The sequence below is a fragment of the Salipiger bermudensis genome (genome assembly GCF_019801965.1).
Classification (GTDB): domain Bacteria; phylum Pseudomonadota; class Alphaproteobacteria; order Rhodobacterales; family Rhodobacteraceae; genus Salipiger; species Salipiger bermudensis_A.
Genome location: NZ_JAHVIA010000004.1, coordinates 136,910 through 163,064, shown reverse-complemented (window position 1 = coordinate 163,064; position 26,155 = coordinate 136,910). Strand labels below are relative to the sequence as shown.

The following is a 26,155-nucleotide window of genomic DNA, read 5'->3' as shown; positions in this document are numbered from 1 at the left end:
CGCGCTTGGCTGGTCTTCTGCGGCGGAGAGTGGCGCTCTGCCAGGGAAGTGTCCAGCGCGACGCCCGGGAAATCTCAGCAGCCGGCGGTCATGCGCACCACCCTGCGCGCTCCGTAGCCGTTGAAGCCGGTGACCAGCGCCCGGGAATAGGCGCCCATGCCCTCGCAGATGATGAAATCGCCGTCCTTGATGCCTGCCGGAAGCGCCAGCGGCTCGGGCAGACGGTCGAGGCTGTCGCAGGTCGGACCGAAGACGACGCGGTCCTGCGCGCGGCCTGCCCGCAGCCGGCCCTCCGGATCAACGACCCGCAGCCGCCCCATCGGGCCGAGATCGCGCCATTCGGCCATGCCCCCATAGATGCCGTCATTGACGAAGATTGCCTCCGGCTCCACCGCCTTGACCCGCAGCGCCAGCATGAAGGCCTCGGCGCAGAGCCCGCGGCCCGGCTCGCAGACCAGCTCCGGCGGCGTCTTGAAGGCTGCGCGCGCGGCGTCCGCGATGGTGCTGAAGATGGTCTCGAGATCCGGGTGGCCCTCGCCCCGGTCGCTGGGAAAGCCGCCACCGACGTTCAGCCGGTGCAGCGCGACACCCGCCTCGCCGGCCACCTCCGCCGCGGCCTGGATGTAGCGCGCCCAGGGCTCGGCGCTGCGGCATTGCGTGCCGGGATGGAAGGTCAGCGACGGCGTCAGCCCCATCTCGGTCACCCGGCGCAGCAGCGCCACCGCGCCTGCCGGCTCGGCGCCGAACTTGGCGCCGAAATCATAGGCCGCCCCCGCCACCGGCAGCTTCAGCCGCACCGCGATCTCGGTGCCCGCCGGCAGGGCGGAGAGCTTCTCTAGCTCGCTCATCCGATCGACCGACCACGACACGCAACCCTGCGCCAGGCCGGCGAGGATCTCGGCCTGCGAGCGCACCGGGTTGTGGTAATGCAGGACAGCCCCCGGGCAATGCGCCCGCACCAGCGCCATCTCCGCCGGCGAAGCCACGTCGAAGGCGCGCAGCCCCGCCAGCCACAGCCCCTCGATCATCTCGGGCAGCGGGTTGGCCTTGACCGCATAGCTCACCAGCCCCGGAAAGCCCGCGAGAAACCGCCCGGCCACGGCGCCAAGCCGCTGCGGGCAGAAGAAGAACACCGGCTCGTCGGGCTGCTCGCGCGCCAGCCACGTCTCGGGCGACGGCATCAGCGCCTGCTCTCTGCCCATGAAGACACCTCCTGTTCAAAGTTTTCCCAAGTATGCGCGGCAAGAGACTCGATTTCGCCCGGCAGAACTGTCACTCTGATCCCGATATGCAACAATTCGACCATACTCCCCAACAGATCGACGAAACCGACCGCGCCCTCGTGGCGCTGCTCTCCGCCGATGCGCGGATGCCGGTCTCCGATCTCGCGCGCCGGCTGGGGCTGGCGCGCACCACGGTGCAGGCCCGGATCGAGCGGCTGATCCAGCGCGGTGCCATCGCCGGCTTCACCATCCGCCGCGGCCCGGCGCTGAAGGAGGCGATCCGGGCCACGGTGCTGGTCTGCATCGAGCCCCGCGCCCAGGCCGACGTGCTGGCCCGGCTGCGCCAGATGCCCGAGGTCGAGACGGTGCACACCACCTCCGGGCGGGTCGACCTGATGGTGATTGTCTGCGCCGCCTCCACCGAGGCGCTCGACGCCGCCCTCGACCGCATCGCCGAGGCGCGCGGGGTGAAAAGCTCGGAAAGCTTGATCCACCTCACCACCAAGCTCGACCGCCGCGGCTGAGCCCCCCCGGCCACACCCCGCATCTTCTCTGGTTCAAAAATACCTCGAGGGTGAATTGGCGCACAGCGCCAAGAGGGGGCAGCGCCCCCTTCCTCCCCGCCACGAGCGCGCCCCTCCCCTCCTCGAGACGCCCTGGAAACCGGCCAAACGAAACGAAAGCGGCGGAGGCCGAGGCCCCCGCCGCTCTACGCGTGCCAGGTATTGAGCGATCAGCTCGCCGCGCGGGCGTCCGGCTTGAAGCTGATGCGCTCCGAGGCGGTGAAGCGGCCGCCGCGGGTCTTCTCGATCTTGCCCTCGCGCAGGAGCTGGCCGAAGCTGCGCAGCCGGTCTTCGCGGCTCGATTCCTCGGTCTCGACCTGGCGCACCTTGGTCATCAGCTGCGGGCGCGAGAACTGCTCGCGGCGCTCGACGAAGGACATGTAGGCCGCGGCCGCCTCGAGCAGCTCCGGCAGCTCGCGCGCACCGACGCTCTCGGCATATTCGGCGAAGCTGTCATCGGCCTCGCCGCCGGTCAGCGCCGCGGCATCCTCCATGTCGGAGATCCGGACACGGCGCGGGCGCGGCGCCGGTGCCTCGGCATCGACGCGCTGCTCGGCCACCAGCTTGAGCGGCGCCGGGCGCACGATCTCGGCCGGACGCTCGGTCTGGCTGGCCGGGGCCTCGGGGCGGCGCGGGCGCACCACGTTGGCGAGATCGGCGCGGTAGGGCTCGGTCTGTTCGCGGGCGTCGCGCTTGCGGCCCAGCAGCTTGTCGGCGCGGGTCGCGGCGACGGCGGCGCGCAGATGCGCGATGGCGCTGCGGCGGCGGTTGCCCTCCGGCTCCTGCAGTTGGGTGTTGGTCTCGTCGAGGATGCGCGAGGCGTCGTTGTCCTCGACCCGGCGCTCGGTGAGCATCGCCCGGGCCGGGCTCGACATCTTCACAGCCTTGCGGACCTCCTGATGCGCGGCCTGGCGCAGGGCCTCCTCGCGCTCGGCCTCGGCCTGGTCGACCAGCTCGTCGTCGGCCTCCTCCGCGTCGTCATCCTCGTCCTGCTCGTCGTCGAACGCGTCGGTGAACTCGAAATCGACGGCGCTGTCGGAGTCGTCATCCCAATCCCGGGCGGCATCGGAGGGCTCGAGGCGCAGCGGGTCGGCGGCGTCGGAGGCGCTCATCGGCTCCTCGTCTTCCCATTCGTCCTCGTCGTCGTCCCAGCCGTCGTCATCCTGGTCGGCGCCCATCAGCTGGCCGATCGCGGAGGTGACCTCGTCGGCCTCGTCCGCATCTGCCGCGTCGATCTCTTCCGGCTCGTCGAATGCCTCCTGGAAATCGCCCTTGAGCTCGGCGCGGACTGCCTCGAGCTCGCGGGCGAGATCATCCTCGTCCTCTGGGCTGAGGCTGCTCACCGGAGCCGCCGGGGCCGCTTCGGCCTCCTCGATCAGGCCCTGACCCAGGGCGGCATCGAACTCTGCCCGCTTGACCTTCACCACCCTGGCGCGCGGCAGGCGCAGCGGCGCCTTCTCTTGCACCGGCGCGATCTCGGCGTCTTCAGCCTCGGCTTCGGCCTCCTCGGACGCGGCCGCATCCGCCTCGGCGGCGGGCATGTCAAACAGCGCGTCCTCGTCGTCTTCGGCGTCATCATCCTCGTAGGAGAGATCGAACTCGGCGCCCGCCAGCGTGTCGGAGAACAGATTGTCGCGCAGCGCCTGTGCCGAGCTCGGGGTCTCATCGCGCTCGGGCGCCAGCGCATCGAGCATCGCCGAAACCGATGCCTCGGCCTTCTCGGTCTCGGCCTCGGGCTCGACATCGTCCTCTGCCGGTGCGCCCTGCGCCACCACCGCGCGAATGCGACGGAGCTTGGCGGCAACGCTTTCCGGATCGCTCAGCCCGACTCCGGGCTGCGGCGCCGCGACTTCCTCTTCCGCCTCGAAGAACTCGGCCTCGGCTGCCAGGCTGTCATCACCCGGCATCTCGTCGGCCAGATCCTCAGCCAGATCCTCGGCGAGCAGCGCCGCGATCGTGTCTTCCGCCATCTGCGCCTGCAGGGCGTCATCCTCGCTGCCATCGCCTTGATAGGACACGGCAACCTTGGCTTCCTCGGGCGCCGGCTCCGCCGCCATCTCGGCGACCTCCTCGGCCACGGAGACCTCGGGCGCTGCGGCGGGCGCGGGCTCGGCCACCGCAGCAGCAGGACGCTCCGGCGCGCGGCCGGCGGCCAGCGCGGCGCTCATCGCACCGCTCGACGCCGCGGCCCCGCTCAGCGGGTTGCGCAGCGTCAGCGTCCCCTGTCCGACCTCGGCGCTGATCTGGGATTGCAGCAGCTCGGCAGCCAGCTCGGGATCGAATTGCGGCGGCTCGGCACCAAAGAACCGGTCTTCGCGGACCACGCCACGGAAGAAATGAGTGGTTTCCTTCACCACCGCCAGCGGATCCTCGAACCCCTCCGCGGTACAGGAGAAGGTGCCGTAGGAGACCGTCAGGATCTTGCTCGAACTCACCATGTGCTGCTCACTCTCAATCGCTTTGCAACAATGTGTTTACCACGTCATACGAGACGAAAGCTGACCGAATCTTTGGTCGCGAGCGTATCATTTCGTGTCTCCATTGTGACCTGAGTCCCCGAAAACCGTAAAATTGCCATGAATCCTCCCATCCTGAGAAGTCCCGATCCGATCCTGCTGGTGGGCGGTGGCGAAAGCCCGAGATCCGCTCTTGCGGAGCTGCTCGAGACCTGTTCGACCCGTGTGGGAGCGGATGGCGGCGCCGATACGCTGCTGCGCGCCGGAGCCCTGCCGGATGCGGTGATCGGCGACCTCGATTCTCTTTCCGAGAGCGCCCGGGCGCGAATCCCGGCCGGGCGCGTGCATCATATTGCCGAGCAGGACAGCACCGATTTCGACAAGTGCCTGCGCAACATCTCGGCGCCGCTGGTCTATGGCACCGGCTTTCTCGGCCTGCGCGTCGACCACCAGCTCGCCGCGCTGACGGTGCTGTGCCTGCGCGCCGACCGGCGCTGCATTCTCGTGGGAGAGGAAGACGTGATCGCGCTCGCGCCGCCGCGCCTCAAGCTATCCCTGCCCGTCGGCACGCGGGTCTCGCTCTATCCGATGGGGCTGGTACACGGTGAGAGTGAGGGCCTGCGCTGGCCGCTCAATGGGCTGGACTTCACCCCGGCACAGCGCGCGGGGACCTCGAACGAGGCCAGCGAAGAGCAAATCTCGCTGCGCTTCGACGCGCCGCTGATGCTGATCATTCTGCCGGCGTCGCAACGTCCGGAACTGGCACGGGCGCTGCTTTCTGCGCCCGATGGATGGCCCGCTCGCGCGCGAGGATGAACAGCCCCGACGCGATTATGATGCAGATGCCGACCGAGGCCATCGGATTCGGCAGCTCGTGGAACATCATGAAGCCGAAGAGCGTGGCGAAGGGCATCTCGAGATATTGCATTGGCGCCAGCGTGGCCCCCGGAGCATAGCGCAGCGACCAGGTCATCAGCAGATGTGCCACGGTGCCGAGAAGCCCGATCGAGAGCAGCAGCCCCCAGGTATCGGCCGGCAGCACGGCCCATTGCAGCTCGGGGATGCGGCCCGCGGGCAGCACCAGCAGCATTGGACCGATCACCGCCATCGCCATCAGCCCCGACACCGCCTGCAGCGAGATCGCGTCGATATCGCGCGAGATCTGCCGGGTGGTGATCATGAAGAGCGAGAAGTTGAGCGCCACGCCGAGCGGCAGAAGCGCCGGCCAGCCGACATCGCGAAACGCCGGCTGCACCACCAGGAGGGTGCCGGAGAAGCCCACGGCGCAGGCGGCGAGGCGGCGCCAGCCAACCTCTTCGCCCATGAAATAATGGCCCAGGATCAACAGCATGAACGGCATGACGAAGGCGATGGCCACGGCGTCTGCCAGCGGCAGGTAGCGCAGCGCGGTCACCATCATGCCGATGCCGAGAATATGCATGAGCGTGCGCAGGAACACGATTCCCGCCACCCGCCGGCGCATCCGGAAGCTGCGCCTTGTGGCCACCATCACCGGCACCAGCAGGACCGCTTGCACGGCGAAACGGAAGAACACCAGCTCGGCGAGCGGCACGGTGTCGGCAAGCAGCTTGGCCACAGCATCGGCCAGCGGCGCGATGATGCAAAATCCGAGCATCAGCGCGATGCCGAGAAGCGGTTTGTCCTGTCTCATGCGGCGACGGTAGCGAGCCGCCGATGATCCGGCAATACACTACCTCCATTATTTCATCGGAAAGCCGATTCAATTTAAAAGAGAGTCTATCAACACATCTTTTACCTGCGCCCGCCCCCCGCGCCGGGCCCCGGCATGCGCGGCGATCCACGGGCTGGCGCCACGGGCCCATCTGGCGGGTTGCGCCCATCACCCGCTTCCCCTACATAGCCCGCCAAGACCGCAGGCTTCGGGACCTTCCATGCAGAACGTCATTCTCATCGTCCATCTTCTTCTCGCGCTGTCGCTGATCGGCGCGGTGCTGCTGCAGCGCTCCGAAGGGGGCGGGCTTGGCATGGGCGGTGGCGGTGGCGCCATGAGCCAGCGCGCCGCGGCAACCGCGCTCGGCAAGGTGACCTGGATCCTGGCGATCGGCTTCATCGTGACCTCGATCACGCTGACCATTCTCGCCGCGCAGGACGCCTCGGGCGTCTCGGTCATGGACCGTCTCGGCGGGTCGGGTTCGGCTCCGGCCGCGGAACAGACCGCTCCGGGCGAGATCGACACCGATGCGCTGCTGCCGCCGCCGTCGGCCTCCGACAGCGAGACGTCGCCCGACGCGCCGCTGGTGCCGCGCGCTGACTAAGGCCACGAGCCAAACCACCATAGATTGAGGGCTGCACCCTGAACCGCAACAGCATCTTGCGGTTCTCTGGACAGTGCAGCCCGAATCCTTTATATATGGACTCCCGTGATGCTGCGGTCCGGAAGGCCCGTGGGTGTCCAGAATTCGATGCAAATCACGGGGTCCTGCCACAATGGCACGTTACATCTTCATCACAGGCGGTGTCGTTTCTTCGCTGGGCAAGGGCCTTGCCAGCGCGGCGCTTGGTGCGCTGCTGCAGGCGCGCGGCTTCTCGGTCCGGCTGCGCAAGCTCGACCCCTATCTCAACGTCGATCCGGGCACGATGTCGCCCTTCGAGCACGGCGAGGTCTTCGTCACCGATGACGGCGCCGAGACCGATCTCGACCTCGGCCATTACGAGCGCTTCACCGGCGTGCCCGCCCGCAAGACCGACTCGGTCTCCTCGGGCCGGATCTACACCAACGTGCTCGAGAAGGAGCGCCGCGGCGATTACCTCGGAAAGACCATCCAGGTGATTCCCCACGTCACCGACGAGATCAAGGACTGGCTCTCGATCGGCGAGGACGAGGTCGATTTCATGCTCTGCGAGATCGGCGGCACCGTCGGCGATATCGAGGGCCTGCCGTTCTTCGAGGCGATCCGCCAATACGCCCAGGACAAGCCGCGCGGCCAGTGCATCTTCATGCACCTGACCCTGCTGCCCTTCATCCGCGCCAGCGGCGAGCTCAAGACCAAGCCGACCCAGCACTCCGTCAAGGAGCTGCGCTCGATCGGCATCGCCCCCGACATCCTCGTCTGCCGCTCGGAGGGCCCGATCCCGCAGAAGGAGCGCGAGAAGCTTGCGCTGTTCTGCAACGTGCGCCCCGACAGCGTGATCGCCGCACAGGACCTGCCCTCGATCTACGACGCGCCGCTCGCCTATCACCGCGAGGGGCTCGACCAGGCGGTGCTGGATGCATTCCAGATCACCCCGGCGCCGCGCCCCGCCCTCGACAAGTGGGAAGACGTCAGCGAACGCATCCACAACCCCGAGGGAGAGGTCAACGTCGCCATCGTCGGCAAGTATACCCAGCTCGAGGACGCCTACAAATCCATCGCCGAGGCACTTACGCATGGCGGCATGGCGAACCGGGTGAAGGTCAAGGTGAACTGGGTCGATGCCGAGCTCTTCGACCGCGAGGATGCCGCGCCCTATCTGGAGAGCTATGACGCGATTCTGGTGCCCGGCGGCTTCGGCGAGCGCGGCACCGAAGGCAAGATCAAGGCGGCGCAGTTCGCCCGCGAACACAAGGTGCCCTATCTCGGCATCTGCCTCGGCATGCAGATGGCCGTCATCGAGGCGGCGCGCAACGTCGCCGGGGTGCGCAAGGCGGGCTCCGAGGAGTTCGACCACGAGGCCGGCGAGAAGCGCTTCGAGCCGGTGGTCTACCACCTCAAGGAATGGGTGCAGGGCAACCAGAAGGTCAACCGTTCGGTGGCCGACGACAAGGGCGGCACCATGCGTCTCGGCGCCTATGACGCGGTGCTGACCGAGGGGTCCAAGGTCGCCGCCGTCTATGGCACCACCGCCATCGACGAGCGCCACCGTCACCGCTACGAGGTCGACATCAAGTACCGCAAACCGCTGGAAGACGCCGGCATGTGCTTCTCGGGCATGTCGCCCGACGGCCGTCTGCCCGAGATCGTGGAATGGCCGGACCATCCGTGGTTCATCGGCGTGCAGTTCCACCCCGAGCTGAAGTCGAAGCCCTTCGATCCGCATCCGCTGTTCAAGGATTTCGTCCGCGCCGCCAAGGAAGCCTCGCGGCTGGTCTGAGACCACGGCACAGCGACAGATCGAAACAGGCGCCGGGAAACCGGCGCCTGTTTTCGTATCAGCCAACTGCGTCCGGGCCCTGATCAGGGCGTGCCTGCCGCGGGGGCTGCCCGCCCTGCCCCCCGCAAACCAGCGTTTCTTGATCCGCATCAAGGATCACATATAATTTTCGATATGTATTCCGGGAGCGCCCCACCGTAGGGCCGCAATCGGGAGACAGATCCATGCTCAGACTGGCCGGAATCCTCTACTCGCTGATCGGCACCACGCTGGCGGGCAGCTTTATCGTCGCATCCCTCGTCGCCGGGTTCGACACGCTGGTGCCGATCGTTTCGGCGGCGGCGGCGGGCGCGGTCGTGGCGCTTCCCGCGACCTGGCTGGTCACAAGGGCGATCTATTCCGAGAGCTGATCCAGAAGCCCGCGCGCGGCGATCTCGATGAGGTCGAGCGTGCCGTCGAAATCGCGGGTGAAATACGGATCGGGCACCTCCTGTGCGCCGGTGGCGGCGGCATACTCGGTGAAGAGCCGCAGCTCGGCCCCGCCCTGCCCGGGCCGCATCGCCTCAAGGTTGGCGAGGTTGTCGCCATCCATCGCCACGATCAGGTCGAAACGCTCGAAATCCGCCCGGCTGACCTGCCGCGCCCGCAGCGCCGAAAGGTCGTAGCCGCGCGCGCTGGCGGCCGCCTGCATCGGCGCGTAGGGCGGATCGCCCAGGTGCCATGTCCCGGTGCCGGCGCTGTCGAGCTCGAGCGTCAGCCCGCGCTCCGCCGCCATCTGCCGCACCACGCCTTCCGCCGAGGGTGAGCGGCAGATATTGCCGAGGCAGACGAAGAGGATACTCTGGGTCATGGGGCGCGCTCCTTTTGCGCCGGAGCCTAACGCGGCAGCCAGGAAGGGAAAAGCATGGCCGACAAGATCGTGATCCTCACCGGGGCCGGCATCTCCGCCGAAAGCGGCCTCGGCACCTTCCGCGACGAGGGCGGGCTCTGGGCGCAGCACCGCATCGAGGACGTGGCCACGCCCGAGGGCTTTGCCCGAGATCCCGCGCTGGTGCACCGCTTCTATAATGCCCGCCGGGTGCAGGCCGCCAGCGCCTTGCCCAACCCCGCCCACGCGGCGCTTGCGCGGCTGCAGCGCGACTGGCCCGGCGAGGTGGTGATCGTGACGCAGAATGTCGACGGGCTGCACGAGAAGGCCGGGGCGCGGGCGATCCACATGCATGGTGAGCTCTCTTGCGCGCTCTGCGCCGCCTGCGGCCATCGCTGGACGGCCCCGCTTGAGATGTCGCCCGGCGCGCCCTGCCCTGCCTGCAACAGGCCCACGGCCCGGCCCGACATCGTCTGGTTCGGCGAGATGCCTTACCACATGGACGAGATCGAGGCGCATCTCCTGAGCTGCGATCTCTTCGCCTCGATCGGCACCTCGGGGCAGGTCTACCCGGCGGCGGGCTTCGTGCAGGAGGCGGCCTATGCCGGCGCCCGCAGCATCGAGCTGAACCTGGCCGAGAGCGAGATCAGCCGCGCCTTCGACGATCACCGCACCGGCCCAGCCAGCGAGGTGGTGCCCGCCTGGGTCTCGGAGCTGCTCGACTGAGCCGGACATGGAAAGGCCGCGCCCGGGCTTGCCCCGGCGCGGCCCCCTTCACGCCTGAGCCGTGGCTCAGTTGCTCATCTTGTTCATGGTGCCGTGCGTCATGCCGTGGTGCGGCTGACGCTCGAGATCCACCGGGATCTCGACCACCATTTCGCCGGCCTCCTCGAAGGTCAGGGTCACGGTCACGGTCTCGCCCTGAACGAAGGGCCCGGTCAGCCCCATGAACATCACGTGGTCGCCACCGCGCGCCAGCGCGTGCTGGCCCTTCGCGGGGATGACGAAGCCCTCCTCGACCTCCATCATCTTCATCACGCCGTTGCCATCGGCCACGTGGGTGTGCAGCTCGACCTTCATCGCGGCGTCGGAGCTGGCTGAGACCAGCCGGTCGTCGCTGTCGCCGGTGTTCTCGATCACCATGAAGGCGGCGCCGGTCTTGGCGGTCGCCATGGCGCTGCGGGCATAGGCATCGTGCACCGCGATCTCGGCGAGGGCGGGCGTCGAGAGGGCCAGCGCAGCGGCGCCGGCGAGAATCAGGGATTTCATTGTGTCTGTCCTGTGATCTTAGTGAGTCCGTGAGGTCTGTCTTGGGAAAGTCAGACCAGGACCGGGGGATCACGTGCCTGCGCGCCCGGCGCCCGCAGCCCCTGCCCGCGCACCGCCGCCATGGCCTGCGACAGCGCCACCCAGCCCGGCAGCCGCTCGGGCGGTTCCCAGGCGCCGCCAGCGGCGAGAAACAGCGTCAGAAGCCCGTCGGGGCAGACATGGCTCTGCGCCACCGGCGCGCCGTCGGCATCGACCATGACGGTGGTCAGGCCGAGCCCGGAGCAGATCACCATCTGGCCCACGGGCTGCGGCTGGGCGCGCGCAAAGGCCATCTGGAACCCGGTCAGCGCGACCGCCAGAGCCAGCAAGACTGCGACCAGTGGATATCTTTTCCGAACCATCGCCGAAGGTTTAGGCAACAGCGCGCCAAATGTCATGTGACAAAAGGAAACAGCCCCGATGCGGCTTGCATCGGGGCTGTGGATGATTCTGTGGAATCAAATGGCTCAGGCCTGCGCGGCGCGGGCCTTTGCGATCTCTTTCTTCAGCTTCAGCGCGTTGGCGCTGAGCTCGGTGTCCTTGGCTTTGTCCAGGAACTTGTCGAGACCGCCGCGGTGGTCGACCGAACGCAGGGCCGAAGCCGAGATGCGCAGCTTCACGCCGCGACCCAGGGTCTCGGACTGAAGGGTCACATCGTTCAGGTTCGGCAGGAAGCGCCGCTTGGTCTTGTTGTTGGCGTGGCTCACGTTATGACCCGTCATCGGGCCTTTGCCGGTCAGTTCGCATACGCGCGACATGGGTCCATCCTCATCGTCTCTGGGCTTCGGACCGGTGAGAGGCAGCTCATGCCGATCGTTCCGCCAATATGAAAGGGCGCCACCAGGGGCGCCCGGAATCTGGTCGGGCTTCTCTAGCTCCAAGCCCCTCGCGCGTCAACCCCTTCCCCCGGAGCTTTGCGGGGTGCCGTGAAACCGCCTGTTTCACGGGGATTGGCGCCTTTCGAGGCGCCCGGCAGGCTGCCGCCAGCGCGCGCCCTCCGCGGGCCCCGCGAATCCCCCCTCAGGCCGGTGGCACCTCGCCGAGATAGGTCTCGAGCAGCTCCTCAGCCGCGGCGGCAGCGCTGATCTCGCCGGCCTCCACCTGATGCGCCAGCGTCGTCATCGCGCCCTTGACCGGCTCGCGCCGCAGCCGCGCCAGCAGCCCCTCGCGCACCTCGGCTTCGAACCAGTAGCGCGCCTGCGCCGCCCGGCGGGCCTCGAAATGCCCGGCCTCGCGGCGCCAGTCGCTGAGCGTGGTCATCTCCTCCCAGGCCCGGTCGAGCCCGTTCTCCTCCACCGCCGACACGGTCAGCGCCTTGGGGAAGCCCTCCGGGTCCTGCACCCGCTTGCGCAACAGCCGCAGCGCGCCGGCATAATCGGCACAGGTCCGGGTCGCGGTGGCCTTGAGATCGCCATCGGCCTTGTTGATCAGGATGATGTCGGCGGTTTCCATGATGCCGCGCTTGACCCCCTGCAGCTCGTCGCCGCCCGCCGGCGCCAGCAGCAGCAGGAACAGGTCCGACATCTCCGCCACCACGGTCTCCGACTGGCCCACCCCCACGGTCTCGATCAGGATGACGTCGAACCCGGCGGCCTCGCAGAGATCGATCGCCTCGCGGGTGCGCCGCGCCACGCCGCCGAGATGCGATTGCGAGGGCGAGGGCCGGATGAAGGCGTTGCGGTCCCGCGACAGCCGCTCCATCCGGGTCTTGTCGCCCAGGATCGAGCCGCCAGACCGCGCCGAGGACGGGTCCACCGCCAGCACCGCCACCTTCAGGCCCTGCGCGGTAAGCATCATCCCGAAGGCCTCGATGAAGGTCGATTTCCCGACCCCGGGCGTGCCCGAAAGGCCGACACGCAAAGCGACGTTGTCATGCCCGTGCAGCCGCTCGATCAGCGCCCGCGCCTGCACCCGGTGGTCGGCCCGCCCGCTCTCCACCAGCGTGATCGCCCGCGCCAATGCGCGCCGCTCGCCAGCCAGGATGCGTGTCGCAAGATCCTCGATGTCCATGCCGTCTGCCCTCTTCACTGCCGCCCTCGAAATGACCCCCACCGCCCGCCGATGTCCACCCCCGTCTCCCGTCCCTTCGCCGAAGCCACCACCAATCCCCTCCGGCCAACCTCCCTCCAGGCCTCCCCAAGCCCCCATCTTCTCTGGTTCGAAAATACCTCGGGGGAGTCCGCCCACGGCGGACGGGGGCAGCGCCCCCACCGCCACAGCTGTCCCACCCTGCGCAACACCAGCCGGCGCCCCACCCCCAACACACCGCCCCTCTCGACGCCGCCCCCATCCTCCCGCATAACCCCCGCCATGACCCGCCTGCCCATCGACGACGCCCTGCCCGAGCTGATCACCGCCCTCCGCGCCGAGGGCCGCGCCGTGCTGCAGGCGCCGCCCGGCGCCGGCAAGACCACCCGCGTGCCGCTGGCGATGCTCGAGGCCGGGCTCACCGACCAGACCATCCTGATGCTCGAGCCGCGCCGCCTCGCCGCCCGCGCCAGCGCCGCGCGCATGGCCGACACGCTCGGCGAAGCACCGGGCGAGACCGTGGGCTACCGCATCCGCGGCGAGGCGAAGGTCTCGAAGGCCACCCGCATCGAAGTGGTGACCGAGGGCATCCTGACCCGGAGGCTGCAATCCGACCCCGAGCTCAGCGGTGTCGGCGCGGTGATCTTCGACGAGTTCCACGAGCGCTCGCTCAACGCCGATCTCGGCCTCGCGCTCTGCCTCGAGGTGGCCGGCGCCCTGCGCGACGACCTGATCCTGCTCGCCATGTCGGCCACGCTCGACGCGGGCCCGGTGGCCGAGCTCATGCGGGCCCCGATCGTCACCTCGCAAGGACGCGCCTTCCCGGTCGAAACCCGCTGGCTCGAGACGCCGCTGCCGAAGCAGCGCCGCTTCGAGGAGAGCATGGCCGATCTCATCGCGAAGGCGGCTTCGGAGACCAAAGGCGGCCTGCTCGCCTTCCTGCCGGGCGAGGGCGAGATCCGCCGCACCGAAGCGCTTCTGAAAGGCCGGCTGCCGCGCGACGTGACCGTGCGACCGCTCTTCGGCGCGATGGAGTTCGCCGCCCAGCGCGCCGCGATCCGCCCCGAGACGCAGGGCCGCAAGCTGGTGCTCGCCACCGCCATCGCCGAGACCTCGCTCACCATCGAGGACATCCGCGTGGTCATCGACGGCGGCCGCGCGCGGCGTGCGCGGTTCGATCCGGGCTCGGGCATGGCCCGGTTGGTGACCGAGCGCGTCACCCGCGCCGAGGCCACCCAGCGCGCAGGCCGTGCCGGGCGCGTCGCCGAGGGCGTGGCCTACCGGCTCTGGACGAAAGGCGAGGAAGGCGCGCTGCAGGCCTATCCCCCGGCCGAGATCGAGACCGCCGATCTCGCCGGGCTGGCGCTCGAACTGGCACTCTGGGGCGCCACGCCCGACGATCTGCCCTTCCTGAGCGCGCCCAACCCCGGCGCCTATGCCGAGGCGCAGGCGCTGTTGCAGATGCTGGGCGCGCTCGACGAGGCGGGCCGCATCACCGAGCATGGCAACGCGCTGGCAGCGCTGCCGCTGCACCCCCGGCTCGGACACATGCTGACGCTCGCGGGCGCGCAGGCCGCGCCGCTCGCCGCCCTGCTGGCCGAGCGCGACCCACTCACCGGCGCCCCCACCGATCTGACCCTGCGGCTCGAGGCGCTGCGCGACCCGAAGCGCTTCGCCGAGACCCGGCCCTACGGCCTCAGCCGCGCAGCCCTCGAGCGCATCCGGTCCGAGGCGAAACGGCTGCGGTCACGGGCGAAGAGTCTCCGCGAGGAGACGATGAGCCCTGCCGCCATGGCGGCGCTGGCCTATCCCGACCGCATTGGCCTGCGCCGCAAGGGCGATGCCCCGCGCTTCCATCTCTCCGGCGGCAAAGGCGCGGTGCTCGACGCCGCTGACCCGCTGGCCTCGGCCCGGCTCATCGTCGTCACCGACACCGACGGCAACCCGCGCGAGGCCCGCATCCGGCAGGCCACGCAGATCACCGAGAGCGAGCTGCGCGCGCTGTTTCCCGAGCAGATCCGCTGGCACGACCTCTGCGCATGGTCGAAACGCGAGCGCCGGGTGCTGGCGCGCCAGCAGGAACGGCTCGGCGCCATCGCGCTCGATGACCGGCTCTGGAAGGACGCGCCTCCGGACGCGGTCGCCCGCGCGATGCTCGACGGGGTGCGCGATCTCGGCCTCTCCCTCTCCGACGCTGCGCGGCGCTTCTGCGCTCGCGTCGCCATCGCCCGCGAGGGCGGGCTCGACCTGCCCGAGATGTCCGAATCCGCCCTCATGGAGACGCTCGACGACTGGCTGCTGCCCTACTTGGCAGGCGTGAAATCGGCGGAGGACTGGAAGCGCTTCGACCCGCTGCCGGCGCTGCGCGCCCGGCTCGACTGGAGCCAGATGCATGCCCTCGACGCCGCGGTGCCGGGCAAGTTCACCACGCCGCTCGGGCGCGAGATCCCGATCGACTATTCCGGCGAGCACCCGGAGATCGCGCTGCGCCTGCAGGAGATGTTCGGCCAGCGCAGCCATCCGATGGTGGGCCGCCGCCCGCTGCGCGTCACGCTGCTCTCGCCGGCCCGCCGCCCGGTTCAGACCACGATGGACCTGCCGGGCTTCTGGGATGGCTCCTACGCCGATGTGCGAAAGGACATGAAGGCGCAATACCCCAAGCATCCCTGGCCCGAGGACCCGCGCCAGGCAGACCCGACCCTGCGCGCCAAGCCGCGCGGGCAGTAAGGGGCGCTGCCCCTCTTGGCCCGTTGGGCCAATTCACCCCGAGGTATTTTTGAACCAAAGAAGCCCTCAGGGCCACCAGGGACCGTGATGGACCTCCTGGCCGTCGACCCTGTCGAAGCCGTGGCGGCCAAAGAAGTCGCGCTGTGCCTGGATCAGGTTGGCGGTGCCGGAGGGCTGGCGCAGCGTGTCCCAGAAGGACAGCGCCGAGCCCAGGACCGGCAGCGGGTAGCCGGCGGAAATCGCCGCGGAGACGATCCGGCGCAGCGCCGGGATGCCCCTGGCGAAGGTCTCGGCGAAGCGCGGCGCAAGCAGCAGTTGGTCGCGTGGCGGCCCGTCGCGGAAGGCGCCGGCAATGTCGTCGAGAAGCGTGGCGCGGATGATGCAGCCGGCGCGCCAGATCTCCGCGATGCGGGCGAAATCGAGCTCCCAGCCGTATTCCTGCGACGCCGCCGCCAGGATGCGGAAGCCCTGCGCGTATTCCAGCACCCGGGCGGCCAGCAGCGCCGGCTCGAGATCCGCCTCATCGATCTGAAGGGTCGCGCGCTCCGCGCCGAAGGCCGCGCCGGCGGCAATCCGGAGATCCTTCTCCGCCGACCAGGCGCGGGCGGCCACGGCGCCCTCGATCATCGTTGCGGACTGGCCCAGCGTCACCGCCTCGATGGCGGTCCAGCGGCCGGTGCCCTTCTGGCCGGCGCGGTCGAGGATGGCATCGACCATTGGACCCGCGCCGAGCGGATCGTCATGGCGCAGCACCGTCGCGGTGATCTCGAAGAGATAGCTGCCCAGCGGGCCCTCGTTCCATGCCGCGAAGCGATCGGCGATGGCGCTGGTCTCCTGGCCCAGCCCGTGGCGCAGCAGGTCGTAGGTTTCGGCGATCATCTGCATGTCGGCATACTCGATGCCGTTGTGCACGGTCTTGACGAAATGCCCGGCGCCATCGGGACCCATGCGGTCGACGCAAGGATCCCCCTCGAAACGGGCCGCAATCGGCTCAAGCAGCGGCTTCAGCCCCTGCCAGCTCTCGGAGGAGCCGCCGAACATCATCGAGGGTCCGTGCCGCGCACCGTCTTCGCCGCCCGAGACGCCGAGCCCGACGAAATGCATGCCGTGCTCAGCCAGCCGCGCGGCGCGGCGGCGGGTGGCGTGGAAATCGGCGTTGCCGGCGTCGATCACGGTGTCGCCCGCGTCGAGCAGCGGGATGACGTCATCGAGCAACGCGTCGAGCGGGCCGGTGGAGGGGATCATCGCCAGCAGCAGGCGCGGCTTGGGCAGCAGCGTCACCAGCGCCGCGAGATCCGGCGCGGTGGTCACGTCTCCCCCAAGCGGCGCGGCGCGCTCGGAAAACGCCGTGATCATGTCGTCGGTCCGGTTTGAGACCGCGATGGACACGCCCTTCTCGACCATGTTGAGCGCCAGCGCCGCGCCCATCGTGCCCAGCCCGTAGATACCGATTTTCGGGTCCGCCATGTCTGCCTCCGTGATCGTGACAGCGCTAACCTAAGGCCGGGCGGGCCGGGCGCAATATGCGCTCACGCACAGGCGATGTCCGCCCTCACCGCCCCCGCGCCGCGCTGCTGGCTTCTCTACGTTTCAAATACTCAAAAAAGAAACCGGGCCGCCCGCGAGAGGCAGCCCGGCCGGGTGCAGCATATCCGCCGCCGAAGATCAGCCGCCAAGGCACCAGCGCATGATCGCCTTCTGGGCGTGCAGCCGGTTCTCGGCCTCGTCCCAGATCACCGATTGCGGGCCGTCCATGATCTCGGAGGTCACCTCCTCGCCGCGATGGGCCGGCAGGCAATGCATGAAGAGCGCGTCCTTGCCGGCGGCCTCCATCAGCTTGTCGTTGACCTGGTAGGGGCGCAGCATGTTGTGGCGGCGCTCCTTGGCGGATTGCGCGTCATGCATCGAGACCCAGGTGTCGGCGACCACGAGGTCGGCGCCCTCGACCGCCTTGAACGGGTCGCGCTCGATGGTGATGGTGCTGCCCTGATTGCGGGCGAGGCCGACGAATTCCATCTCGGGGTCGAGCTGCACGGGGCCGGTGAAGGTCAGGTCGAAGCCGAACTGGCCGGCGGCGTGCAGGAAGGAGGCGCAGACATTGTTGCCGTCGCCGCACCACACCACCTTCTTGCCGGCGATCGGGCCGCGATGCTCCTCGAAGGTGAGGATGTCGGCCATGATCTGACAGGGGTGGGTGCGGTCGGTGAGACCGTTGATCACCGGCACGTCGGCATAATCCGCCATCTCGGTCAGCACCGCCTCGTCGAAGGTGCGGATCATGATCATGTCGACGAAGCGCGACAGCACCCGGGCGGTGTCGGCGATGGTCTCGCCGTGGCCGAGCTGCATGTCGGAGCCCGAGAGCACCATGGTCTGGCCGCCCATCTGGCGCACGCCCACGTCGAAGGAGACGCGGGTCCGGGTCGAGGGCTTCTCGAAGATCAGCGCGACCATGCGGTCCTTGAGCGGCAGGTCGTCGTCGGGGGCGGCGCGCGGGCGGCCGTTGCGCTTGTCCTTGATCGCCTTGGCGGCGTCGATGATCGCCCGCAGGTCGGCCTTGTCGGTCTTGTGGATGTCGAGGAAGTGGTTCATGCGACTGTTCTTTTTCTCTGGCGGGGCGGAGGGGCGCTGCCCCTCTGGGCGCGCAGCGCCCATTCACCCCGAGGTATTTGTCAAACCGAAGAAGAGGCCGACGTTGCGAGGGCGGAGGCGGCGGTGTCGAGGCGCGCGATGGCCTCGCCGATCTCGTCCTCGGTGATGGTGAGCGGCGGCAGCAGGCGCACGACGTTGTCGGCGGCCGGCACGGTGATGACCAGCGCTTCGTAGCCCGCCTTGACCAGATCCGCCGGGGCGATCTTGCACTTGAGGCCGAGCATCAGGCCCATGCCGCGCACCTCCTCGAAAATCTCGGGATGGGCGGCGACGAGGCCCTCGAGCTTCTGGCGCAGCAGGCCGGCCTTGCGGTTGACGCCGTCGAGGAAGGCCGGGTCGGTGACGTGGTCCATCACCGCGCAGCCCACCGCGCAGCCCAGCGGGTTGCCTCCATAGGTCGAGCCGTGGGTGCCGGCGGTCATGCCCGAGGCGGCCTCCTCGGTGGCCAGCACCGCGCCGAGCGGGAAGCCACCGCCGATGCCCTTGGCGACCATCATGATGTCCGGCGTGATGCCGGCCCACTCATGGGCGAAGAGACGCCCGGTCCGGCCGATGCCGCATTGCACCTCGTCGAGGATCAGCAGCAGGCCCTTCTCGTCGCAGAGCTTGCGCAGACCTTGCAGGCACTGGTCGGGCAGCGGACGGATGCCGCCTTCGCCCTGCACCGGCTCGATCAGGATGGCGCCGGTGGTGTCGTCGATGGCGGCCTTGAGCGCCTCGTGATCGCCCCAGGCCACGTGCTTGAAGCCCGGAAGCAGCGGGCCGAAGCCCTTGACCATCTTCTCCGAGCCCGCCGCGGCGATGCCCGCCGAGGAGCGGCCGTGGAACGAGCCGGTGAAGGCGATGATGTCGGTCTTCTCGGGATGCCCCTTCTCGTACCAGTACTTGCGCGCCATCTTGACCGCGAGCTCGCAGCTCTCCGTGCCGGAATTGGTGAAGAACACGGTATCGGCAAAGCTCGCCGCGACCAGCTTGTCGGCCAGCGCCTGCTGCTGCGGGATCTCGTAGAGGTTCGACACGTGCCACAGGTTTTGCGCCTGCCGGGTCAGCGCATCGACCAGCGCCGGATGTGCGTGGCCCAGCGCGTTGACCGCGATGCCGCTGCCGAGATCGAGGAAGCGTCGGCCGTCTTCCTCCACCAGCCAGGTGCCTTCGCCCTTCACGAAGTGCAGGGGGGCGCGGGAATAGGTCGGCAGGACGGACGGGATCATCAGCATATCCTCGGTGGAATGAGGCCCGATTGGTGCCAAGGGCACGGGGCCAAGTCAAGTTTCAAGGGGGTGAGACGTGCGAAGCGGCGACCTCCCCGGAGAGGAGGCACGAAAGAGGAGCGTTCAGGCTCGTCGGATTCGGGTCGCAAGCGTCATGCCGCGCTGATAGCGGGGTTTGCTCGCCGCGCAAAGCGGTTTCTTGACCACGGGTCAGGGGAGCGCCGGAGCCCGTGGCCGAGACGCCTCAGGCGAAGGGATCGTCCGGGTAGCCCACGCCCACCAGGTAGAGCCCGTCCGGCGGGCAGACCGGCCCGCAGGCGGCGCGGTCGCGCGCCTCGAGCGCCGCATTCACGTCTTCCGGCGCCCAGGCGCCGGCGCCGACGCGCTCGAGCGTGCCGACGATGGAGCGCACCTGGTTGTGCAGGAAGCTGCGGGCGCGCAGGTGGAAGCGAAACTCCGGCCCTGCCCCGGTGTCGGTTTGCTCGATGCGGATCTCGTCCATGGTCTTCAGCGGCGAGGCGGCCTGGCACATGGTCGAGCGGAAGGTGGTGAAATCGTGTTGCCCGATGAGATGGGCCGCTCCCGCCTGCATCGCCTCGAGCGAGAGCGGGTTCATCACCCGCCAGACCTGGCCATGCTCCAGAGTCGCGGGCGCGCGGCGCACCAGCAGGCGGAACAGGTAGCGCCGCTCCATCGCCGAGAACCGTGCGTGCCAGTCGTCGGGGACGGCGGCGCAGTCGCGGATCGCCACCGGGGCGGGTTTGAGGTGGAAGTTCAGCGCCTCCGAGAGACGGAACGGATCCCAGTCCTTCTCCATGTCGCAATGGGCCACCTGCCCGCGCGCATGCACGCCGGCATCGGTGCGCCCGGCGGCGGCGATGGTGTGGTCGCGCTTTTCCAGCTTGCCGAGCGCGGCCTCGATCGCGCCCTGCACCGAGGGCTGATCGGCCTGGCGCTGCCATCCGGCAAAGGGCTGGCCATCATATTCGACGAGAAGGGCGTATCTGGGCATGGCCGCTCCCATACAAGCGCTGTCGCATCTGGGCAATGCCCGCGGGCGGCGCACCCCGTGCCGGGTTGAGTTTTCCCGACAGGTTCTCTAGAGCAGGCCGACCTGCCCCGAAACCGGTGTCTTCCATGCTTGCCCGCGTCTGGAAAAGCTATATCGCGCCCATGCTGCGCCGCCCTCCGCGGGTGCAGATCGGAGCGCTGTGCCATCGGCCGGGCGATGCGGGGCCCGAGATCCTGCTGATCACCTCGCGCACCACCAAGCGCTGGATCATCCCGAAGGGCTGGCCGATGCATGGCACCGATGCCGCCGGAACCGCTCTGCAGGAGGCCTGGGAGGAGGCCGGCGTCAAGGCGCGCGGCGCGCGGCCGGTGCGGATCGGCCGCTATCGCTACGACAAGGTTCTCGATGGCGGCCTGCCGGTGCCCACCGATGTCGAGGTCTATGCCATCGCGGTCGACAAGCTGCTCGACAGCTTCCCCGAGATGCATGAGCGCGAGCGCCACTGGATGGCGCCCGGGCGCGCCGCCGAGCTGGTCGATGAAAGCGAGCTCGCCGAGCTCCTGCGCAACCTGCCGTCCCTGCCGGACGCCGGGGCGGCGCACTAGGCCGCCGGGCGAAGGACAGCGCAGTTGGCACAGGACCCGCTTTCACAGGACTGGCGCACGCTCGACCGCGATCTGAAGCGCGTGTCGCGGCTCGAGGCGGCGACGATGTACACCGCACGGCCCCTAGTCGGGCTCGGGATCTCGCTGGTCTTCGTTACCGTCGCCGCGCTGTCGGCGGCGCTGCTGATGGGCGGCGAGCCGCAGACGCTCGCCGTCGTCGTGGCCGCCGCCTTCGGCGCCTATCTCGCGCTCAATATCGGCGCCAATGACGTGGCCAACAACATGGGCCCGGCAGTGGGCGCGCGGGCGCTGCCGCTGGGGCTCGCCATCGCCATCGCGGCGATCTGCGAAAGCGCCGGGGCGATCCTCGCCGGGGGCGACGTGATCGACACGGTCTCGACCGGCATCTTCGATCCGAGCGGGCTGCAGGACCCGGAGGCCTTCGTCCCGGCGATGATGGCAACGCTGCTTGCGGCCTCGCTCTGGGTCAACCTGGCAACCTGGATCGGGGCGCCGGTCTCGACCACGCATTCGATGATCGGGGCGGTGGTCGGCGCCGCGCTCGCCGCCGGCGGGCTGCTTGGGCCGGTCAACTGGATGACCCTGTTGGCCATCGTGACCACCTGGGTCGCGACCCCGGTGGTCGGCGGGCTCTTCGCCGCCGCGGGGCTTGCCTTCATCGAGTGGCGCATCCTGCGCGTCCCGGACAAGCTCTCCGCCGCCCGGCGCTGGGTGCCGCTGCTGATCGGGGTGATGGCGGCGGCCTTCACCACCTATCTCGCCATCAAGGGCCTCAACCGGGTGCTCGAGATCGCGCTGCCGGCGGCGCTCGGCCTCGGAGCCGTCGTCGGCTGCCTGGTCACCGCAATCTCGGTGCCGCTGGTGCGGCGCAGCGCCGCGGGGATGGAGAACCGCAACCGCTCGATCAAGCAGCTGTTCTCGCTGCCGCTGATTGCCGCTGCCGCGCTGCTCTCCTTTGCCCACGGCGCCAATGACGTCGCCAACGCGGTCGGCCCGCTGGCCGCGCTGGTGCAGGTGCAACACGATGCGCAGGTGTCGGGCAGCTTCGCCCTGCCGCTCTGGATCATGCTGATCGGCGCCTTCGGGATTTCCGTCGGCCTTGTTCTCTTCGGCCCGAAGCTGATCGGCATGGTCGGCAACCAGATCACCAAGCTCAACCCGATGCGGGCCTATTGCGTGGCGCTCTCGACGGCGGTCACGGTGATCGCGGCCTCCTGGGCCGGGCTGCCGGTCAGCACCACCCATATCGCCATCGGCGGCGTCTTCGGCGTCGGCTTCTTCCGCGAATGGGAGACCGAGTGGCGCTTCCGCCGGCAGCGCAGCGCCCGGCAGGCCGCGGCCGCCACAGCCACCGCGATGCCCCGCCAGGAGCGCCGTCGCCGCCGGCTGGTGCGGCGGTCGCACTTCCTCACCATCCTCGGCGCCTGGGCGATCACCGTGCCCGCCGCCGCGATCCTGTCGGCGATCTGCTACACCCTGCTGGAACTTCTCGCCTTCTGAAGCCGCCTGCCGCACTGGCAACCGGGCGGCCCGGGGTCTATTTGTAGAGCGCAGCACAGGCAGAGAGGCAGACCTTGGTCATCGGAACCATCGCCGACAGGCTGACCCGCGGGGTCGAGAACGTCACCGATACGCTCACCAGCCCGTTCACCGAGCCGGTGATCCGCCTCGGCGTGACCGGGCTGTCGCGCGCCGGCAAGACCGTGTTCATCACCTCGCTGGTGGCCAACCTGATGGACCGGGCGCGGATGCCGCAGCTGCTGGCCGAGAGCGAGGGGCGTATCCTCGCCGCCTATCTCCAGCCGCAGCCCGACGACACCATGCCGCGCTTCGATTACGAGAGCCATCTCGGCGCCCTCACCTCGCCCACCCCGCACTGGCCCGAGAGCACCCGCGCCGTTTCGCAGCTGCGCCTGTCGCTGCGCCTGCGCCCCACCGGGCTGCTGGCGGGGATGTCGGGGCCGCGCACCGTGCATCTCGACATCGTCGACTATCCCGGCGAATGGCTGCTCGATCTCGGACTGATGGACAAGAGCTATGCCGACTGGGCCGAGGAGAGCCTCGCGCGGCTGCAGCACCGCCCCGGCGGCGCCGAGTACGTCGCGATGGCACGCGCCGAAGACAGTGCGCAAGCGCTGGACGAGGTCCGCGCCAAGGCGCTGGCGGCGCGCTTCACCGAGGCGCTGCACGCAGCGCGCAACGCCGGCTTCTCCGATTGCACCCCGGGCCGCTTCCTGCTGCCCGGCGAGAAGGAGGGCAGCCCCGCGCTGACATTCGCGCCGCTGCCCAAGCCCGCCGATCCGCCGCGCAAGTCGCTCTGGCGCGAGATGGAGCGCCGCTTCGAGGCGTACAAGTCCCAGATCGTGAAGCCATTCTTCCGCGATCACTTCTCCCGCATCGACCGGCAGGTGGTGCTGGTCGACGCGCTCGGCGCGATCCATGCCGGCCCCGCCGCGATGGAGGATCTGCGCCGGACGATGGCCGAGATCCTCACCGCCTTCCGCCCCGGCGCCAACGCCTTCCTCACCAGCCTGCTGCTCGGCAAGCGGGTCGAGAAGATCCTTTTCGCCGCCACCAAGGCCGACCACCTGCACCACACCCAGCACGGACGCCTCACCGCGATCATGGAGGCGCTGACCCGCGACGCCCGCGACCGGGCGCGCTTTGCCGGCGCCGAGACCGGCGCCATGTCGATCGCCTCGCTGCGCGCCACGGTCGAGCAGACCCTGCCGCGCAACGGCGACAGCTTCGACTGCGTGCGCGGCACGCTGCTTCAGGACGACGGCAGTCGTGGCCGCGAGGCGGCGTTCTATCCCGGCGAGCTGCCCGAGGATCCGTCGCGGCTGCTCGGCCCCGCCCGCGAGGGCGCCGAGAGCTGGCTCGACGGCGACTATGCCATCATGCGCTTCGCCCCGGCGCGGCTCAGCCTCAAGCCCGGCGAGGGCCCGCCGCATATCCGCCTCGACCGCGCCGCGCAGTTCCTGTTCGGAGACCGGCTGTGAGCCCGGCGCTGCGCCCGGCGCGCAGCCTCGACGCAGGGCAGATGGGCGCGATGATCTCGGAGGCGGTGGCGGCGCGGGCCTGGAAGCCGCGCCTGCATTCCGGCGCCGAGGACATCGCCCATGCCGATGCGCTGATCGCCCGCGGCTGGGTCACCGTGGCCGAGACCCCGGAGGGCGGCGCGGTGGCAGGCTTCCTCGCCCGCGAGGGCAGCTACGTGCACGCGCTCTTCATCGCCCCCGCCTGGCAGCGCCGCGGCATCGGTCGCGCGCTGATCGCTCGCGCCAAGGCCGCCTCCCCCGCGCTCGACCTCTGGACCTTCGCCGCCAACACCGCCGCCCGCCGCTTCTATGAGGATGCCGGCTTCGCCGAAATCGCGCGCGGCGATGGCTCGGACAACGAGGAAGGCCTGCCCGAGATCCATTACCGCTGGAGCGCCCCCGACACTGAAACAGCGGCCAAGCCCGACACCGCATCGAAGGAGCCCGGATCATGAGCGACACGGACAGACCCGGCAACAAACCCGGCGACCGGCGCGGCCCGGTGCTCTTCGAGCTCGACGAGCATACCGCCCCCGCCGCGCCCGCCGAGGCGCCCCCCGTTCCCGAGCCCGAGGTCGCCCCGACCCTGCCCGAAGGCCGCGCCATGACCACCGCCGCGGTGCTGGCCGCGCGCCGCCCATCGCGGCTGGCGCGCTGGTTCTGGGCGCTGCTCGGCACGCTGATCTCGGCGCTGGTCTCGATCGCCGCCTGGCGCTTCGTCACCGACCTGATCGCCTCGGTGCCGCTGCTCGGCTACGCCGTCACCGCGCTGATGGCGCTGTTTGTCATCGTGGTGCTGCTGATCGTGCTCAAGGAGCTGGCAGCGCTGTCGCGGCTCGCCCGCGTCGACGCGCTGCACCGCGCGTCGGCCAAGGCGCTGGCCGACGAGGATCTCAAGGCCGCCCGCGCCGTCACCGGCAAGCTCACCGCGCTCTATGCCGGGCGCGACGACACCCGCTGGGGCCGCGAGCGCCTGCGCGAGCGCGAGGCCGAGATCTTCGATGCCTCGGGGCTGCTGGGTCTCGCCGAGACCGAGCTTCTGGCCCCGCTCGACGCCGCCGCCCGGCGCGAGGTCGAAGCCTCGGCGCGGCAGGTGGCGACGGTCACCGCTCTGGTGCCGCTGGCGCTGGCCGATGTCGCCACCGCGCTCGGCGCCAACATGCGGATGATCCGCCGCATCGCCGAGATCTATGGCGGCCGCTCGGGGACGCTCGGCAGCTGGCGTCTGACCAAGGCGGTGATGTCGCACCTTGTGGCCACCGGCGCGGTGGCGGTGGGTGACGACATGCTCGAGCCGATCCTCGGCGGCGGCCTGCTGGGCAAGCTCTCGCGCCGCTTCGGCGAGGGGCTGGTCAACGGCGCGCTGACCGCGCGGGTGGGCGTTGCCGCCATCGAGGTCTGTCGCCCGCTGCCCTTCCAGGCGCAAAAGCGCCCCTCGGTGCGCTCGATCATCCGCACCGCGCTGGCCGGGCTGGTGAAACCCGCCGACAAGGCCTGAGCCGCGCCCGCCCTGCGCTGACCCGGCGGGCTTGATCCATCTCATACCAAGCGCCTCCGCGCTGCGGCACAGTCGCGGCGGGAGACGCCAGCCATGACCCTTGCCAGCCAGCACCCGCAGCCGCCCGCCACCCCGAACGGGCGCGGCAACCTGCGCGACATCATCTACGGGGCCATCGACGGCTCGGTGACCACCTTCGCCATCGTGGCCGGGGTGGCGGGCGCCGGCCTGTCGCCGCTGGTGATCATCGCGCTGGGGTTTGCCAATGTCTTTGCCGACGGCTTCTCGATGGCCGCCGGCAACTACTCGGGCACCAAGGCCGAGCTTGATGATCTCAACCGCCTGCGTCGGCTCGAGACGCTGCGGCTGCGGCACGACCCGGAGGGCGTGCGCGCCGACCTGCGCCGGATCTTCGCCGCCAAGGGGCTCGAGGACGGCACGCTCGACCGCGCCGCGGACGAGATCAGCCGCACGCCCGAGCACGCGGTCGCGATGATCCTCGACGGGATCTACGGGCTGTCATCGGTGGATCCGCACCCGCTCCGGGCCGCGCTCTTCACCTTCTGCGCCTTTCTGGTCGCGGGGATGGTGCCGCTGCTGCCCTTCCTGCTGTCGCTGCCCAACGCCTTCGCCGTCGCCACTGTGCTGACCATGGCGGTGTTCTTCGCCATCGGCGCCTACAAGAGCCGCTGGTCGCTGGCGCCCTGGTGGCGCTCGGGGTTCGAGACCTTTGCCATCGGTGGGGTCGCGGCGAGCATCGCCTATATCGTCGGCAGCCTGTTCGCCGGGCTCTGACGCCGGTCCGGCCGGGCGGGCTCGCGCAGGCCTG

Annotated in this window: 25 protein-coding genes; 13 read left to right on the top strand and 12 right to left on the bottom strand. The window is 69.6% G+C overall.

Going from position 1 to position 26,155, the window contains the following annotated elements; genetic code table 11:
- Window positions 1-74: 74 nt before the first annotated feature.
- Window positions 75-1,202: a type III PLP-dependent enzyme gene (locus KUV62_RS10225; protein ID WP_222603595.1), complete on the bottom strand. Its 1,128-nt coding sequence runs from the start codon at window positions 1,200-1,202 to the stop codon at window positions 75-77.
- Window positions 1,203-1,288: 86 nt separating this feature from the next.
- On the opposite strand from KUV62_RS10225, the gene KUV62_RS10220 reads away from it, so the two are divergent.
- The gene (locus KUV62_RS10220) at window positions 1,289-1,747 is read left to right on the top strand and encodes an Lrp/AsnC family transcriptional regulator (protein ID WP_222603594.1); all 459 of its coding nucleotides are present in this window, start codon (window positions 1,289-1,291) and stop codon (window positions 1,745-1,747) included.
- Between the two features lie 209 nt (window positions 1,748-1,956).
- Here the strand turns inward: KUV62_RS10220 and KUV62_RS10215 are convergent, their stop codons facing one another.
- Window positions 1,957-4,224, bottom strand: a complete 2,268-nt coding sequence (locus tag KUV62_RS10215) for a hypothetical protein (RefSeq protein WP_222603593.1) — start codon at window positions 4,222-4,224, stop codon at window positions 1,957-1,959.
- A 138-nt stretch (window positions 4,225-4,362) separates the two neighbouring features.
- On the opposite strand from KUV62_RS10215, the gene KUV62_RS10210 reads away from it, so the two are divergent.
- The gene (locus KUV62_RS10210) at window positions 4,363-5,058 is read left to right on the top strand and encodes a thiamine diphosphokinase (RefSeq protein ID WP_222603592.1); all 696 of its coding nucleotides are present in this window, start codon (window positions 4,363-4,365) and stop codon (window positions 5,056-5,058) included.
- On the opposite strand, the gene KUV62_RS10205 is transcribed toward KUV62_RS10210, so the two are convergent.
- Entirely contained in the window at window positions 4,973-5,914 is a 942-nt protein-coding gene (locus KUV62_RS10205; RefSeq protein ID WP_222603591.1) for a DMT family transporter, read from the bottom strand. The two genes, KUV62_RS10210 and KUV62_RS10205, sit on opposite strands and share 86 nt — an antisense overlap.
- 241 nt (window positions 5,915-6,155) lie before the next feature.
- Between KUV62_RS10205 and secG the strand changes: the two genes are divergently transcribed.
- From secG to KUV62_RS10190, 3 genes are all read left to right on the top strand, one after another.
- Window positions 6,156-6,539, top strand: coding sequence for a preprotein translocase subunit SecG (gene secG, locus KUV62_RS10200; RefSeq protein WP_222603590.1), 384 nt, complete (start codon window positions 6,156-6,158; stop codon window positions 6,537-6,539).
- A 172-nt stretch (window positions 6,540-6,711) separates the two neighbouring features.
- Window positions 6,712-8,355, top strand: a complete 1,644-nt coding sequence (locus tag KUV62_RS10195) for a CTP synthase (RefSeq protein ID WP_222603589.1) — start codon at window positions 6,712-6,714, stop codon at window positions 8,353-8,355.
- Between the two features lie 224 nt (window positions 8,356-8,579).
- A complete protein-coding gene (locus KUV62_RS10190; RefSeq protein ID WP_222603588.1) occupies window positions 8,580-8,765 on the top strand; it encodes a CTP synthetase in 186 nt (61 codons plus the stop codon).
- Here the strand turns inward: KUV62_RS10190 and KUV62_RS10185 are convergent.
- On the bottom strand, window positions 8,750-9,205 hold the full coding sequence (locus tag KUV62_RS10185) for a low molecular weight protein-tyrosine-phosphatase (protein WP_222603587.1): 456 nt from the start codon (window positions 9,203-9,205) through the stop codon (window positions 8,750-8,752). The genes KUV62_RS10190 and KUV62_RS10185 overlap by 16 nt on opposite strands.
- A 54-nt stretch (window positions 9,206-9,259) precedes the next feature.
- Here KUV62_RS10185 and KUV62_RS10180 point away from each other — a divergent pair, with 54 nt between their 5' ends.
- On the top strand, window positions 9,260-9,949 hold the full coding sequence (locus KUV62_RS10180) for an NAD-dependent deacylase (protein ID WP_222603586.1): 690 nt from the start codon (window positions 9,260-9,262) through the stop codon (window positions 9,947-9,949).
- A 66-nt stretch (window positions 9,950-10,015) separates the two neighbouring features.
- Here KUV62_RS10180 and KUV62_RS10175 read toward each other — a convergent pair whose 3' ends face one another.
- From KUV62_RS10175 to meaB, 4 genes are all read right to left on the bottom strand, one after another.
- On the bottom strand, window positions 10,016-10,492 hold the full coding sequence (locus KUV62_RS10175) for a copper chaperone PCu(A)C (RefSeq protein ID WP_222603585.1): 477 nt from the start codon (window positions 10,490-10,492) through the stop codon (window positions 10,016-10,018).
- A 50-nt stretch (window positions 10,493-10,542) separates the two neighbouring features.
- The gene (locus tag KUV62_RS10170; RefSeq protein ID WP_222603584.1) at window positions 10,543-10,860 is read right to left on the bottom strand and encodes a hypothetical protein; all 318 of its coding nucleotides are present in this window, start codon (window positions 10,858-10,860) and stop codon (window positions 10,543-10,545) included.
- Window positions 10,861-10,998: 138 nt separating this feature from the next.
- A complete protein-coding gene (rpmB, locus tag KUV62_RS10165; protein ID WP_222603583.1) occupies window positions 10,999-11,289 on the bottom strand; it encodes a 50S ribosomal protein L28 in 291 nt (96 codons plus the stop codon).
- Between the two features lie 262 nt (window positions 11,290-11,551).
- On the bottom strand, window positions 11,552-12,541 hold the full coding sequence (gene meaB / locus KUV62_RS10160; protein WP_222603582.1) for a methylmalonyl Co-A mutase-associated GTPase MeaB: 990 nt from the start codon (window positions 12,539-12,541) through the stop codon (window positions 11,552-11,554).
- A gap of 300 nt (window positions 12,542-12,841) precedes the next feature.
- Between meaB and hrpB the strand changes: the two genes are divergently transcribed.
- A complete protein-coding gene (gene hrpB / locus KUV62_RS10155; protein WP_222603581.1) occupies window positions 12,842-15,286 on the top strand; it encodes an ATP-dependent helicase HrpB in 2,445 nt (814 codons plus the stop codon).
- Window positions 15,287-15,352: 66 nt separating this feature from the next.
- Here hrpB and gndA read toward each other — a convergent pair whose 3' ends face one another.
- The 4 genes from gndA to truA form a co-directional block, all read right to left on the bottom strand.
- Entirely contained in the window at window positions 15,353-16,753 is a 1,401-nt protein-coding gene (gene gndA / locus KUV62_RS10150) for an NADP-dependent phosphogluconate dehydrogenase (protein WP_222603580.1), read from the bottom strand.
- Between the two features lie 198 nt (window positions 16,754-16,951).
- Window positions 16,952-17,878 (bottom strand): ornithine carbamoyltransferase, encoded by a 927-nt coding sequence (gene argF / locus KUV62_RS10145; RefSeq protein WP_222603579.1) that lies wholly within the window; start codon window positions 17,876-17,878, stop codon window positions 16,952-16,954.
- A gap of 80 nt (window positions 17,879-17,958) precedes the next feature.
- On the bottom strand, window positions 17,959-19,149 hold the full coding sequence (locus KUV62_RS10140; RefSeq protein WP_222603578.1) for an aspartate aminotransferase family protein: 1,191 nt from the start codon (window positions 19,147-19,149) through the stop codon (window positions 17,959-17,961).
- A 244-nt stretch (window positions 19,150-19,393) separates the two neighbouring features.
- Window positions 19,394-20,161 carry a tRNA pseudouridine(38-40) synthase TruA gene (gene truA, locus KUV62_RS10135; RefSeq protein WP_222603577.1) on the bottom strand — a complete coding sequence of 256 codons (768 nt, stop codon included), beginning with the start codon at window positions 20,159-20,161 and terminating at the stop codon, window positions 19,394-19,396.
- Window positions 20,162-20,286: 125 nt separating this feature from the next.
- On the opposite strand from truA, the gene KUV62_RS10130 reads away from it, so the two are divergent.
- From KUV62_RS10130 to KUV62_RS10105, 6 genes are all read left to right on the top strand, one after another.
- Window positions 20,287-20,766, top strand: a complete 480-nt coding sequence (locus tag KUV62_RS10130; RefSeq protein ID WP_222603576.1) for an NUDIX hydrolase — start codon at window positions 20,287-20,289, stop codon at window positions 20,764-20,766.
- A 24-nt stretch (window positions 20,767-20,790) separates the two neighbouring features.
- Window positions 20,791-22,287 carry an inorganic phosphate transporter gene (locus tag KUV62_RS10125; RefSeq protein ID WP_261395543.1) on the top strand — a complete coding sequence of 499 codons (1,497 nt, stop codon included), beginning with the start codon at window positions 20,791-20,793 and terminating at the stop codon, window positions 22,285-22,287.
- A 74-nt stretch (window positions 22,288-22,361) separates the two neighbouring features.
- Window positions 22,362-23,789, top strand: a complete 1,428-nt coding sequence (locus tag KUV62_RS10120) for a YcjX family protein (protein WP_222603575.1) — start codon at window positions 22,362-22,364, stop codon at window positions 23,787-23,789.
- Window positions 23,786-24,283: a GNAT family N-acetyltransferase gene (locus KUV62_RS10115; RefSeq protein ID WP_315901576.1), complete on the top strand. Its 498-nt coding sequence runs from the start codon at window positions 23,786-23,788 to the stop codon at window positions 24,281-24,283. Before KUV62_RS10120 ends, KUV62_RS10115 begins: the two co-directional genes overlap by 4 nt.
- A complete protein-coding gene (locus tag KUV62_RS10110) occupies window positions 24,280-25,326 on the top strand; it encodes a YcjF family protein (RefSeq protein WP_222603574.1) in 1,047 nt (348 codons plus the stop codon). Before KUV62_RS10115 ends, KUV62_RS10110 begins: the two co-directional genes overlap by 4 nt.
- Before the next feature lie 93 nt (window positions 25,327-25,419).
- Window positions 25,420-26,121 (top strand): VIT1/CCC1 transporter family protein, encoded by a 702-nt coding sequence (locus KUV62_RS10105; protein ID WP_222603573.1) that lies wholly within the window; start codon window positions 25,420-25,422, stop codon window positions 26,119-26,121.
- Window positions 26,122-26,155 lie beyond the last annotated feature (34 nt).